Raw genomic sequence first — 13,054 nt, 5'->3', positions numbered from 1 at the left:
TCGCGTGCAGCCGCAAGGCGCGTCTTGATCTGCGACAAGAAAATGCCGCGCCAAGTGGCGGCAGGCGCGCCTCAGCGCTGGGGTGGCTCCGCCAGCAGCACGGGGATTGCAGCGAGCAACTCGCGGATGGCCGCGAGGCTGGCCACCGTGGCATGCGGCGGCTCGCCATGCTGGTCGTGCGCCCAGGGGTGGTTCGGCGTGTTGAGCCAGATGGCCTGCATACCGGCCGCCAGCGCCCCCTGCACGTCCAGCGCGGCATCGTCGCCCACGTGCAGCACCTCGTGCGGCTGTACCTGCGCGGCACTGGCGGCGGCGTGGAAGATGCGCGCATCGGGCTTGGCGATGCCGAAGGCGGTGGCGCTGATGCTGGCCTTGAAATAGTGGCCGATGCCGATGCGGTGCACGTCGGCATTGCCGTTGGACAAGGCCACCACGGGGTAGCGCGCGGCCAGAAAGGCCAGCGTGTCGTGCGCGTCGGCGAACAGCTCCACGCGCTGGCGCTCGGCAAAGAACAGGTCGAACGCGGGCTCGGCCAGGGTGGGCTCATCGCCGGCCTGGGTGAGCGCCAGGCGGATGGACTCGCGGCGCAGGGCGCTCAGGTCGTGCAGCAGGTCGGGCCGCAGCGTCACCATCTGGTTGCGGATGGCACGCAGCGCCTGCGTGTCGGAAAACAGCGCGGCCGTGGCGGGTGCGTGGTCGGTGAGCCACTGCAGCAGCACGGCTTCTGCGCGCTCGATGGTGGGCCAGATGGGCCACAGCGTGTCGTCCAAGTCGATGCTGATGGCGCGGATGCGGGAAATGTCCAAGGAAAGAGCAGGCATGGCAAACCACCCAAAAGATTCACGGCCCGAAAGCCCGGACTGCGGCCAGGCCGGCCGCCGCGAAGGATAACGCAGCATCCGGCAAGCGGCGCCGCGCAGCAGGCCAAAACCTTACCGATCGCCAGCCCCGCGCACCGCGGCCACGGACGATCCCCGCACCACCAGCCTGCCGGGCAGCAGGCGCTCCCGGGCGGGCGCCTGCAGCCCCCGCATGCGCTCGATGAGGCATTGCGCCGCGCAGCGGCCGATGTCATGGGTGGGCTGGGCCACCGTGGTCAATCCCGGCCCGATCAAGGGTGCCCATTCGGGGTCGTCGAAGCCGGCAAAACCGATATCGCGGCCAAAGGCCCAGCCCAGCCGCACCATGGCGGCCGCCACCCGCAACGTGACCACGGAATTGCCCGCCACGACAGCACCACGCGCCCTGCCCCCGGCTCTTTGCCGAAGCGCCCGCAGGGCGGCATCCAGCACCTCGTCCGACGCATCGACCAATTCCAGCACCGCGCCCTGCACGCCGCCCCCGCGCTCGCGGATGCACTGAGAAAACGCGGCCGCCCGCTCCAGGCGCGAGCTCACGCCCGCCAGGGGCTGGGTGACGTACAGCAGCTCGCTCCAGCCCCCATCGATCAGGTGCGCGCAGGCAGCGCGCATGGCGCCGGGGTTGTCCAGCGATACGAAGTCGGCCTCCAGGCCCGCATGCCGGCGGTCCACCAGCACGGCGGGCCGGCCGTGCAAAGAGCTCAGCTCGGCATGGCCTTCGTCCTGCCCCTGGGTGTTGAGGATGAATCCATCCACCTGGTAGCTCGCCAGCGCGTCGATGGCGCTGCGCTCGCGCTGGCGGTCATTGCCCAGGTTGAACAGCATCACCAGGTAGCCGGCCTCCTGGCACGCCTCCTCGGCCCCGCGCAGCACGGCCACCGAGAAGGGGTTCGTGATGTCGGCCACCACCAGGCCGATCAGGCGCGAGCGCCCGTGGCTGAGCGCCTGGGCCATGGGGCTGGGCACATAGCCGAGCTGGGCGATGGCAGCCTCGACCCGGGCCGCAATGTCGGGGCTGAGCAGGCGCTCGCGGTGGTTGAAGAAGCGCGACACGGTGGCCTTGGACACGCCGGCCGCAGCCGCCACATCGGCAATGGTGGGCCGGTCACGGCCAGCCGCATCGGCAGGGGCGGCGGCAGGCGCCTTGGCGGTGGGTGCGCGCGGCTTGGTGCTCATGCGCCGATTGTCCGGTACACCGCAGCGGGTGTCTCGCCGGCCAGCGCCTGCAGCAGGTTCGTCGTCGCCAGCCGGGCCATGGCATGGCGCGTGCCATGCGTGGCCGACCCGATGTGCGGCAGCGGCGTCACGCGCGGGTGGGTGCGCAGCGGCGAGGCCAGCGGCAGCGGCTCGGTGGCAAACACGTCGAGCCCCGCTGCGCGCAGCGTGCCGTGGTCCAGGGCGGCCAGCAGGTCGTCCTCGACCACTGTGGCGCCGCGCCCGCCGTTGATGAAGATGGCGCCCGGTTTCATGGACGCAAAGGCCCGCGCATCGACCAAGCCGCGCGTGCTGTCCGACAGCGGCAGCAGGGCCACCACGATGTCCGCGCGCGCCAGCAGGTCGGCCAGGGGCACATGCTCGGCCCGGCCCAGCAGCGCGGGCGCCTGCAGCGCCAGGTCCACCGGGCGGCGCGCGTGGTACAGCACCGGCATGCCAAAACCCAGGGCGGCCCGGCGCGCCACGGCCTGGCCAATGCGGCCAAAGCCCAGCAGGCCCAGCGTCCTGCCATGCACGTCGTGGCCGAACAGGTCTTCGCCGATGCTGCGGTCCCAACGGCCCTCGCGCACCATCTGCGACAGCTCCACCACCCGGCGGCAGGTGGCCATGAGCAGCGCAAACACCGCATCGGCCACGGTCTCGTCGAGCACGCCCGGCGTGTGGCACAGCACGATGCCGCGCGATTGCAGAGCCTGCAGCGGGTAGTTGTCCACCCCCACCGAGATGCTGGAGATGGCCTGCAGCTGCGGCGCACGCGCCAGCAGCTCGGCGCTGATGGGAAAGCTCGCGCCAATCAGGCCATGGGCCTCGGCCAGCGCGGCGTCGAACGCGGCGCGCTGCGCTGGCTGGCGCGGGTCGGCCACGGTCACCTCATGCACTGTCTGCAGGCAGGCCAACTGGTCCGGCGGCAAGTCGCGGAACACCAGCACGTTCTTGCGGCTCATAGGCCGGCCTGCTCCAGTTCCTGGCGCGTGGGCAGCCCTTCGGTATCGCCCAGCACCTGCACCGCCCGGGCGCCGATCCAGGCGCCGCGGCGCACTGCATCGGGCACGCTGAGGCCGGCCAGCAGGGCGCTGATGACACCCACGGCAAAGCCGTCGCCCGCACCCACGGTGTCCACCACCTCGGCCACGGGAAAGCCGGCCACTTGGCCGGTGCCCGCCACGTCGCTGTCGAAGTACGCGCCCTGCGCGCCGAGCTTGACGACCACCAGCTTGGCCCCGCGTGCGCGGTAAAAGCGCGCCACGCCCTCGGGGGTGGTCTCGCCCGTGAGGAACACACCCTCCTCCATGCCCGGCAGCACCCAGTCGGCAGAGCGCGAGAGCTCGTTGATCTGGTGCCGCATGACCTCGGGCGAGGACCACAGCGTGGGCCGCAGGTTGGGGTCGAACGAGATCGTGCGGCCCGCGGCGCGCATCACCTGCAGCGTGCGCTGTGCGGCCTGCAGGCTGGTTGCAGAGATCGCCGCGAACACGCCCGTTGCATGCAGGTGGCGCGCACTGCGCAGCCAGGGTTCGTCCACATCGGCCGGGCCCATCTGGCTGGCGGCGGATCCCTTGCGGTGGTATTCGACCTTCGGGTCGCGGCCATCGGTCACGCGCTCCTTGAACTGGAAGCCCGTGCGCTGCGTGGCATCACAGGTCACGTGCGAGCAGTCGATGCCCTCGGCCTGCATGGTGGCCAGCAGCGAGCGGCCCATGGAATCGGTGCCCAGGCGGCTGGCCCAGCCCACCTTCAGGCCCAGGCGCGCCAGGCCGATGGCCACATTCGTCTCGGCCCCCGCCGTGCGCTTGTGGAAGCCCGTGGCATGTTCCAGCGGCCCGGGCTCGTTGGCCACCAGCAGCAGCATGGCCTCGCCGAACAGCGCCACATCGAAAGCAGTTTCTGCACTCATGCCTGCCTCCGTGCATCGCGGATCACGGCCAGTTGCTCGCGCGTCACCGCTACCAGGTCGTCGCCGATCAGCGGGTATTCGATGGCGTGCGGCACGTCCGCGGGCAGCGCCCGCAGGATGGCGCGCCAGGGCGCGATGGAGTCGGCCAGCGGCACTGCCACCCATTTGCCGGGCAGGCGCTGCACGCCCTTGCAGTGCACATAGCGCACGCGGTGGGCCAGGGCCTGCGCGGCCTGCAGCGGGCACTCGCCCTGCCAGTGCCAGTTGCCCATGTCGAAGGTCATGCCCAGATCCAGCCCCGCGCGCTCCTGCGCCACGAAGAAGGCCTCCATGGCCGCCAGCGTGCCGGCCGTGGCGGTCTGGTCGTTCTCGATTACGAGTTCGGCCGGCGCCTGTGCCAGCAGGTCCTTGAGGCGCAGCAGTGAGCCGTGCGAGCCCGTGCCGAAGCCGCCGATGGCCATCTTCAGGCGCGGCGCGCCCAGGTTGCGCGCGGCCGCCATGCCACGGGCCAGCGCGGCTTCGTCCAGCGCACCGTCCATCGCCCACAGCCCCTCGGGACTGGAAAACACGGCCGCCCGGCCCGCCAGGGCAGGCAACTCGGCCGCGGCGTCGCGCAGCATTTCGCCGCGCACCTCGACGCCGTCGGCACCGGCCTCGCGGGCCAGTTCGGTACACCACAGCTGACCGTGGCGCCCCACTTCGGCCGCGCCGAAGGAAGAGAGGGAAATAAGTACCTTCATTGGCTGCATTTCATTTGTCATGCCCGCGCGCCCAGGGCGCTGCGGCGCGGGTCATCCACCGCGGTTCAGTGCGCGTTGTGGGAGCTAAGGATCTGGCCCAGGAACTGGCGCGTCTTCTCATGCTGCGGCTGACCGAAGAACTCGGCGGGCGGCGCCTGCTCCAGGATCTTGCCGTCGGCCATGAAGATCACGCGGTCGGCCACGCTGCGGGCAAAACCCATCTCGTGGGTCACGCACAGCATGGTCATGCCGTCCTCGGCCAGGCCGATCATGGTGTCCAGCACTTCCTTGACCATCTCCGGGTCCAGGGCAGAGGTGGGTTCGTCGAACAGCATCACCTTGGGCGCCATGCACAGCGCGCGCGCAATGGCCACGCGCTGCTGCTGCCCGCCCGACAGCTGGCTCGGGTGCTTGTGCGCCTGCTCGGGGATGCGCACGCGCGTGAGGTACTTCATCGCCACCTCCTCGGCCTCGGCCCGGCCCATGCCGCGCGAGCGCATCGGTGCCAGGGTGCAGTTTTCCAAGATGGTCAGGTGCGGGAACAGGTTGAACTGCTGGAACACCATGCCCACCTCGGCACGCACGGCGTCCACGTTCTTGCCGCCGGCCGTGAGGTCAATGCCGTCCACCTCGATGCGGCCCTTCTGCACCGCCTCCAGGCGGTTGATGCAGCGGATCAGGGTGGACTTGCCCGAACCCGACGGGCCGCAGATCACGATGCGCTCGCCGGCGCGCACCGACAGGTCGATGTCGGTGAGCACCTGAAAGCTGTCGAACCATTTGTTGACCCCCTCCATGCGGATGATCGGCGGTGTGCCGGGGGTGGTCGTGACTGCGTCCGTCATGGCGAAAATCTCCCTGTCCTTGTTTTTATTGCAGCTTGGGCAAGTCGGTTTCGAGCCACTTGCGGTACAGCTTGTTGAGCTCGCCATTGGCCGTGTTGCGCGCCACGAACTCGTCCATGGCCTTGTGCAGCTCGTCCTGGCCGGGGCGCATGGCGATGCCCATGGCCTGCTGCAGCAGGTTGAACTTGTTCTCGAAGGTGTTGGCGGGCACGCGCTTGGCGATCTGCGCGGCCACGGTGACCGAGCAGCCGATGGCATCCACCTGGCCCGAGATCAGCGCCTGCATGGCCGAGGCGTCGTCGTCGAAGCGGCGGATCTCGGTGCCCTCGGGCGCGGCCTTGGTGACGGCCACGTCCTGCGTGCTGGCGCGGGCCACGCCCACGCGCACGCCCTTGAGGTCGGCCGCGCTCTTGATGGTGCTGCCGGTCTTGCCGTACAGCACGATGGTGGCGGCCGCATAGGGCTGCGAGAACTGCACCTGCTTGGCGCGCTCGGGCGTGATGGCCAGGGATGCCACCAGCACGTCGACCTTGTTGGTCAGCAGAAAGGGAATGCGGTTGGGGCCGGTGACGGGCACGATGTTGACCTTGACACCCAGGTCCTTGGCCAGCAGCTTCGCCACGTCGGCGTCGTAGCCATCGGGCTGGTTCTGCGCGTTGGTCGTGCCATAGGGCGGAAAGTCCACCAGCATGCCAATGGTGATCTCGCCCTTCTTCTTGATGTCGGCCACGCTCTGTGCCGACGCCAGCGGGGCGAAGGCGGTGAGCGCAGCGCCAAGGCCCAGGGCGGCCAGGGCAGCGGTGGTGGTGCGGCGATAGTGCGAAAAGGTCATCTCATGTCTCCTGTGTGGTTGGTATGGAATGCACGCTTGGGAAAAGAAGGATTCATCGCGCCAGCACCCGGGCGCGCTTGCGCTCCATGCGCGCGGCCAGCAGCGACAGCGGCCAGCAGATGACGAAGTACAGCGCCGCCACGGTGGTGAACACGTGCAGCGGCTGGAAGGTGGCGTTGTTGATGATCTGGCCCGCCCGCGTGATCTCGGTGAAGCCGATGATGGCGGCCAGCGACGTGCCCTTGATGATCTGCACCACATAGCCCACCGTGGGCGGTAGCGCGATCTTGAAGGCCTGGGGCAGCACCACGAAGCGCATGCGCGAGACGTAATTGAGGTTCAGGGCCTGCGCTGCCTCCCACTGCCCGCGCGGAATGGCCTCGATGCAGCCGCGCCAGATCTCGCCCAGGAAGGCCGCGCTGTTGAGCACCAGCGCAATGCCGGCGGCCAGCCAGGGGTTGATATCGAGCCCCAGCACCGGGGCGCCGAAGAAGATCAGGAACAGTTGCAGCAGCAGCGGCGTGCCCTGGAACACCTGGATGAACAGGGTGGCAGCCCAGCGCGCGGCGGTGTTCTCGGACGTGCGCGCCAGCGCCACCACCAGCCCCAGCAGCGAGCCGCCCACGAAGGCCATGGCCGACAGCGCCAGCGTCCACTGGGCGGCCTGCACGATGAACCAGAACTCGGAAATTCCAAAAGTGCGCATGGCCGGGGTCCTCAGCGACGGTCGGGGTAGTTGAGCGTGCGCTGATAGATCAGCTTGAACAGCCCGGAGAACGACACGGCGAGCAGCAGATAGATGGCTGCCACGACGATGTAGATCTCGAAACTGCGGAAGGTCTGCGACTGCAGGTTGGCCGCCACCGAGGTCAGGTCGTCGGCGGAGATCACCGAAACCACGGCCGAGCTCAGCATCAGCAGGATGAACTGGCTGGTGAGCGCCGGGTAGATGGCCTTGAGCGCCGGCTTGAGCACGACGAAGCGGAAGATCTCCCAGGGCTTGAGGTTCAGCGCCCGTCCGGCCTCGATCTGCCCCTTGGGGATGGACTCGATGCCCGCGCGCACGATCTCTGCCGCGTAGGCCCCCAGGTTCACCACCATCGCGGTCAGCGCCGCCGTGTAGGGCGACCAGCGCAGGCCGATGGACGGCAGGGCAAAGAAGAAGAAGAACAGCTGCACGATGAACGGCGTGTTGCGGATCAGCTCGATGTAGGCATTGACCCCGAAGCGCAGCCAGGCCGGCCCGGATGTCTTGCCCCAGGCACAGGCGATGGCCACCACCAGCCCCAGCACCGTGGCGGTGAGCGACAGCTGCACGGTGATCCAGGTGCCCTTGAGCAGCAGGGGCCAGGCGGCAAAAACGGATTCGAACTGGAATTGGTAGTTCACGGCAAACGCCTGTCAGATGGCATGGCAGGAGTCTATGAAACCGGTTTCATTTGCGCATGAGGGGTTTCCCGGGGCTGCCTTCCCCCTCCAGGAGATGGCGGGTGAATGCCTGGGCCACAATGCCGCATGCGTTTTCAACCCGAACCCCCTTTCACCCACGGTCAGCCCGAACGCACCGCCATCCTGCTGTGCAACCTGGGCACGCCCGACGAAGCCACGGCACCGGCCGTGCGCCGCTACCTGGCGCAGTTCCTGTCGGACCACCGCGTGGTGGAGATCCCCAAGCTGGCATGGTTGCCCATCCTGCACGGCATCATCCTGCGCACCCGCCCCGCCAAGTCGGCCGCCAAGTACGCCAGTGTGTGGACGCCCGAGGGCTCGCCCCTGGCGGTGTGGACAGCGAAACAGGCCACGCTGCTGCGCGGCTGGCTGGGCGAGGCCGGCCACCAGGTGCTGGTGCGCCACGCCATGCGCTATGGCAACCCGTCCATCGCCAGCCAGCTCGACGCGCTGAAGGCCGAGGGCGCCACGCGCATCCTCATCCTGCCGCTGTACCCCCAGTATTCGGGCACCACCACGGCCAGCGTGTTCGACGCGGTGTACACCTGGGCCGCGCGCACGCGCCATGTGCCCGAGCTGCGCTTCGTGAACCGCTACCACGACCACCCCGGCTACATCGACGCACTGGCGCGCAGCATCGAGGCGCACTGGAAGGTGAACGGCCAGCCCGACAAGCTGGTGATGAGCTTCCACGGCGTGCCCGAACGCACCCTTGCGCTGGGCGACCCCTACCACTGCGAGAGCCTGAAGACCGGCCGCCTGCTGGCCGAGCGCCTGGGCCTGCGCCGCGAACGCTATGTGCTCACCTTCCAGTCGCGCTTTGGCAAGGCCAAGTGGCTGGAACCCTACACCCAGCCCACCATCGAGGCCCTGGGCAAGGCCGGCACGCGCCGGGTGGACGTGGTCTGCCCCGGCTTCACCAGCGACTGCCTGGAGACGCTGGAAGAGATCAACATGGAGGTGCGCGAGGCCTTCCTGCACGCCGGTGGGCAGGAGTTCCACTACATCCCCTGCCTGAACGACAGCAGCCACTGGATCACCGCGCTGAGCCGCGTGGCCCAGCAGCACCTGGCGGGCTGGCCCACGCAGGTGGAGGATGCTGCCACGCAGGCCGATGCGCGCGAGCGCGCGCTGGCGGGTGGCGCGCCCAAAGGCCCCGCCCCCGCAGGTCGCTGACCGGCACGGGCCCCGCCCGCCCAATCTTCCCCATTTCCCCCGCACCGCTCCCCTGAATTGTTTTCCATGCCCGCATCCGCCCGCGCCCTGTCTGCACACCAATTGCGGCTGACCATCGCCCCCGCCACGCTGGGCTTTTCGAGCACCGCCGAACTCGCCGGCCAGCCCCTGCCCTGGATCGGCCAGGAGCGCGCCGAGGCCGCCGCCCGCTTCGGCCTGGCCATGCAGCAGCCCGACTACCACCTCTTCGTGCTGGGCGACGTGGGCAGCGGCCGCGCCTCGCTGCTGCACCAGGCCATGCTGGCCGAGGCCGCGCGGCGACCCGTGCCGCCCGACCTGTGCTACCTGCACGACTTCGACGCACCGGAGCGCCCGCGCGCACTGCGCCTGCCTGCGGGCCAGGGGCGCCTGCTGCGCCAGGCCCTGGCCGACATGGGCACGCGCCTGGAAGCCGAGGTGCCGCAGCACCTGGCCAACCCGGCTTTCCTGGCCGATGCGGCGCGCGTGGAGCAGCGCTGGCAGGCACAGGAGAACGAAGCCCTGGCCGCGCTCGACGCCTTTGCGCTGGCGCGCCAGCTGCGCCTGGTGCGCAACAACGGGCAAATGACCATCACGCCCCTGGGCCCGCGCGGCCAGCCGCTCAGCGACGCCGAGACGCGCGTGCTGCCGCCCGAGCGCCGCACCGCCATCGCGCGCGACGAAGACGCCCTGCGCGCCGAGATCGACCGCTTCGCCCAGGCCATGCACCCGCTGGAGCGCGAGCGCGACGCCGCGCTGGCCGCCCTGCGCCGCGCCGTGGTGCAGCCGCTGGTGCAGCAGACGCTGCACGGCGCCCGCCAGATCGCCCCCCAGGCCGCGCGCCTTGCCCAGTGGCTGGACCAGGTGGAACGCGCACTGCTGGACAGCATCGACCTGCTGGAGCCCTACTACGGCGACAACGAGGCCGATGCCGAGGCCGACCGCAAGGATGAGCTGGACGGCTTGCTCGCAAAGTGCCGCGTGAACCTGGCGGTGGACAACGGCGGGCGCAGCGGCGCCCCCGTGATCGTCGAAGACAACCCGCAGCAGCGCAGCCTGATGGGCAGCATCGACCATGGCGCCAATGCCGACGATGCCGCCCCTGGGCCGGCCGATGTATCGGCCATCCATGCCGGCAGCCTGCTGCGCGCGCACGGCGGCTTCATCCTGCTGCACCTGCAGGACCTGGCCGCCGAGGAAGGCCTGTGGCCACGCGTGCGCCGCTTCCTGCGCAGCCGCCGGCTGCAGATCACCGATGATGCCGGTGGCCATGGTGGCGGCGCTGGCGCGCCGGCCGGCCTGCAGCCCGAGCCGGTGGAGGTGGACGTGAAGATCGTGCTCATCGGCTCGGTGGACGAGTACTACGCCCTGCAGGACAGCGACCCCGAAGCCGCGCGGCGCTTTCGCGTGAAGGTGGACTTTGCCGACCGCTTCATCGCCACACCGGCCACGCACCGGGCCACCGCCATCTTCGTGGCGCAGTGCTGTGTGCAACGCGGCCTGCCCCATTTCGGCCCCGAGGCCGTGGCCCTGCTGATCGAGCAGAGCCACCGCGAGGCCGACGACCAGGGCCGCCAGAGCGCCCGCTTCGCCCAGGCCGAGGCGCTGGTTATCGAGAGCGCCGCCATGTGCCGCATGCGCCGCCCTGCCGATGCCACGGCCCTGGTGCAGGCCGCCGACGTGCGGGCGGCCCTGGCTGCCCAGCGGCTGCGCCACAACCAGACCGAGGAAGAACTGCACCAGACCCTGGCCGAAGGTGAATGCCTCATCAGCCTGCACGGTGCGGCGGTGGGCCAGGTCAACGCCCTGTCGCAGATCGACCTCGGCGACTACCGCTTCGGCTTTCCGGTGCGCATCACGGCACGCAGCTTCGCCGGGCAGGAAGGGCTGCTCAACATCGACCGCGAGGTCCACATGTCCGGCCCCATCCACGACAAGGGCGTGCTCATCCTGCACGGCTACCTCACGGCCCTGTTCAGCCACGTGGCGCCGCTCGCGCTCAATGCCTCCATCGTGTTCGAGCAGGAGTACAGCGGCGTGGAGGGCGACTCTGCCTCGTGCGCCGAGCTGTACGCACTGCTGTCCAGCCTGTCGGGCCTGCCGCTGCGCCAGGGCATCGCGGTGACCGGCGCGCTCAACCAGCACGGCGAGGTGCTGCCCGTGGGCGGCATCAACGAAAAGATCGAAGGCTGGTTCCAGGCCTGCGCCGCGGCGGGACTGGACGGCACGCAGGGCGTGCTCATCCCCGCGCGCAACCGGCGCCACCTGATGCTGGCCCGCCCCATCCTCGACGCGGTGGAGCGCGGCATGTTCCACGTCTACACGGCAGAGCACGTGGCCGAAGGCATCGCGCTGCTCACGGGCGAGGCCTCCGGCATGGCGGGTGCAACCGAAGACCTGGCCGACACCGTGCTCGGCCGAGCCGAGCAGACCCTGCGCGCCTACCGCCGCGCCTGCCAGAGCGCGGGGCACACCCGTGCGGGCCGCGCGGGCAGAGGCCGGCGCAGAGACTGAACCGGTGGTGGCCTATGCCGGCAGGCGGCCCAGTGCCTGCCAGCGGCCCACCACGTACTTCTCGTAGATGCCCTGCAGCAGCGCGCGGTAGCGCGCCATGTCCAGGTGGGCCATGCCCCGCTCCACCTCGCCGATCACCAGCGCCGCCTCGGGCACGGCCGCCAGGCGTCCCTGGGCGTGCGCCTGCAGGATGGCCTGGGTGAAGGGCCACTGCAGGTAGTTGTCTTCGTGCTCGGACACCATGTCGTCCAGGTCGCACAGCAGGCAGACCACGGAACCTTCGCGCAGCAGCGATGCATCGATCTCGCCGGCCCCGGATGCGTCCACCGTCACGTCCACGTACTCCAGGGCGTCGAAGTGCGCCGGGTCCAGGTACACCGTCTGGTCGTTGGTGATGCCGCCTTCGCGCAGCAGGTGGTAGTACAGCAGCAGCACCGAGGCCATGGCGCGGTTGGCTGCGGGGAACAGGTCGGGGGTGATGTGCATGCAGGCGGGCGCGCTTGTCGTTCAAAGGTGTGGAGACACACTTACAGCGACCGCAGAAAGCCGATGAGTTGCTCGTTCACGCGCGCGGGCGCTTCCTGTGGCAACCAGTGGCCGGCCCCGGTGATGGTATGCGAGCCGCGCAGCCGGGGCACCAGCTCCGGCATGGCCGCGATGAGGCCGGCCATGCCCGGCATTGCGAGCCCCGTGTCGCGCTCGCCCACCAGGTACAAGGCCGGCACCTCCACGCGCAGTCCGTCGAAGGCAGCGTCCGCCGCCCAGTTGCGGTCGAGGTTGCGGTAGTAGTTGAGCCCGCCGCCGAAACCGCTGGCCTGGAATGCCTGCACGAAACCCTCGAAGTCCTCGGGCGAGAGCCAGCCCGGCAGCGCAGCCGGTTCGGGCAGCGTGGCCAGCAGCCCGCCGTCACGGGGCAACATGCCGAAAGGGTTGGGCGTACCCGGGTCGCTGCGCTGGCCGGCCTCGCCGCTGGCGGCGAAATAGATGCGGCGCAGCGCCGTGGCCACGTCGGCTTCGAGTTCGCGCTCGGCCACACCTTGCTGGGCAAAGTAGTGCACGTAGGACCAGGCCTGTGCGCTTTGGGGGAAGAGCTGGCTCGGCGCCATGGGTGCGCGCCCCATCATGGGCACGCCCAGGGCCGCCACGGCGCGAAAGCGGTCGGGCCGCAGCCGTGCGGCCTGCCAGGCAATGGTGGCGCCCCAGTCGTTGCCCACCAGCACGGCCTGCTGCTCTCCCAACTGCTCGACCAGGGCGACGAGGTCACCCACGGCGTCGAGCACGGTGTAAGCATCCACCGCCTGCGGCCGATCGCTGCCCCCAAAACCCCGCATGTCGGGCGCAACGGCGCGGTATCCTGCCGCCGCCAGGGCCGGCAGCTGGTGGCGCCAGGCATGGGCGGTTTCAGGAAAGCCGTGGCACAGCAGCACCAGCGGGCCCTGCCCCTGCTCGGCCACCCGCAGGCGCAAGCCGTTGGCCTGCAGCATTCGATAATTGGGTAAGGTCATGGTCCC

At 69.8% G+C, this 13,054-nt stretch carries 13 protein-coding genes; 2 read left to right on the top strand and 11 right to left on the bottom strand.

Annotated elements, in window-relative coordinates; all coding sequences use genetic code 11:
• Positions 1 to 71 precede the first annotated feature (71 nt).
• From U5N23_RS11805 to U5N23_RS11765, 9 genes are all read right to left on the bottom strand, one after another.
• Positions 72 to 821, bottom strand: a complete 750-nt coding sequence (locus tag U5N23_RS11805) for an HAD-IA family hydrolase (RefSeq protein ID WP_322593002.1) — start codon at positions 819 to 821, stop codon at positions 72 to 74.
• A gap of 111 nt (positions 822 to 932) precedes the next feature.
• Entirely contained in the window at positions 933 to 2,036 is a 1,104-nt protein-coding gene (locus U5N23_RS11800) for a LacI family DNA-binding transcriptional regulator (RefSeq protein WP_322593001.1), read from the bottom strand.
• Positions 2,033 to 3,019, bottom strand: a complete 987-nt coding sequence (locus tag U5N23_RS11795) for a D-glycerate dehydrogenase (protein ID WP_322593000.1) — start codon at positions 3,017 to 3,019, stop codon at positions 2,033 to 2,035. Before U5N23_RS11795 ends, U5N23_RS11800 begins: the two co-directional genes overlap by 4 nt.
• The gene (locus U5N23_RS11790) at positions 3,016 to 3,969 is read right to left on the bottom strand and encodes a sugar kinase (protein ID WP_322592999.1); all 954 of its coding nucleotides are present in this window, start codon (positions 3,967 to 3,969) and stop codon (positions 3,016 to 3,018) included. Before U5N23_RS11790 ends, U5N23_RS11795 begins: the two co-directional genes overlap by 4 nt.
• The gene (locus tag U5N23_RS11785; protein WP_322592998.1) at positions 3,966 to 4,709 is read right to left on the bottom strand and encodes a sugar phosphate isomerase/epimerase family protein; all 744 of its coding nucleotides are present in this window, start codon (positions 4,707 to 4,709) and stop codon (positions 3,966 to 3,968) included. The genes U5N23_RS11790 and U5N23_RS11785 overlap by 4 nt, the downstream gene beginning before the upstream one ends.
• A gap of 65 nt (positions 4,710 to 4,774) precedes the next feature.
• On the bottom strand, positions 4,775 to 5,554 hold the full coding sequence (locus U5N23_RS11780; protein WP_322592997.1) for an amino acid ABC transporter ATP-binding protein: 780 nt from the start codon (positions 5,552 to 5,554) through the stop codon (positions 4,775 to 4,777).
• Positions 5,555 to 5,579: 25 nt separating this feature from the next.
• Positions 5,580 to 6,386: a transporter substrate-binding domain-containing protein gene (locus tag U5N23_RS11775; protein ID WP_322592996.1), complete on the bottom strand. Its 807-nt coding sequence runs from the start codon at positions 6,384 to 6,386 to the stop codon at positions 5,580 to 5,582.
• Between the two features lie 52 nt (positions 6,387 to 6,438).
• A complete protein-coding gene (locus tag U5N23_RS11770; protein WP_322592995.1) occupies positions 6,439 to 7,092 on the bottom strand; it encodes an amino acid ABC transporter permease in 654 nt (217 codons plus the stop codon).
• Positions 7,093 to 7,103: 11 nt separating this feature from the next.
• On the bottom strand, positions 7,104 to 7,775 hold the full coding sequence (locus tag U5N23_RS11765; RefSeq protein ID WP_322592994.1) for an amino acid ABC transporter permease: 672 nt from the start codon (positions 7,773 to 7,775) through the stop codon (positions 7,104 to 7,106).
• 126 nt (positions 7,776 to 7,901) lie between these two features.
• Here U5N23_RS11765 and hemH point away from each other — a divergent pair, with 126 nt between their 5' ends.
• Both hemH and U5N23_RS11755 read left to right on the top strand, forming a co-directional pair.
• The gene (hemH, locus tag U5N23_RS11760) at positions 7,902 to 9,011 is read left to right on the top strand and encodes a ferrochelatase (protein ID WP_322592993.1); all 1,110 of its coding nucleotides are present in this window, start codon (positions 7,902 to 7,904) and stop codon (positions 9,009 to 9,011) included.
• 66 nt (positions 9,012 to 9,077) lie between these two features.
• Positions 9,078 to 11,543, top strand: coding sequence for an AAA family ATPase (locus tag U5N23_RS11755; protein WP_322592992.1), 2,466 nt, complete (start codon positions 9,078 to 9,080; stop codon positions 11,541 to 11,543).
• Between the two features lie 12 nt (positions 11,544 to 11,555).
• Here the strand turns inward: U5N23_RS11755 and U5N23_RS11750 are convergent, their stop codons facing one another.
• Both U5N23_RS11750 and U5N23_RS11745 read right to left on the bottom strand, forming a co-directional pair.
• Complete coding sequence (locus tag U5N23_RS11750) at positions 11,556 to 12,029, bottom strand: hypothetical protein (protein WP_322592991.1); 474 nt, start codon at positions 12,027 to 12,029, stop codon at positions 11,556 to 11,558.
• A 41-nt stretch (positions 12,030 to 12,070) separates the two neighbouring features.
• Positions 12,071 to 13,048, bottom strand: a complete 978-nt coding sequence (locus tag U5N23_RS11745) for an alpha/beta hydrolase (protein ID WP_322592990.1) — start codon at positions 13,046 to 13,048, stop codon at positions 12,071 to 12,073.
• Positions 13,049 to 13,054 lie beyond the last annotated feature (6 nt).

It is taken from the genome of Acidovorax sp. (assembly GCF_034519795.1).
In the GTDB taxonomy this organism is placed as follows: domain Bacteria; phylum Pseudomonadota; class Gammaproteobacteria; order Burkholderiales; family Burkholderiaceae_C; genus Acidovorax.
This window is presented reverse-complemented; position numbering and strand designations above follow the sequence as displayed.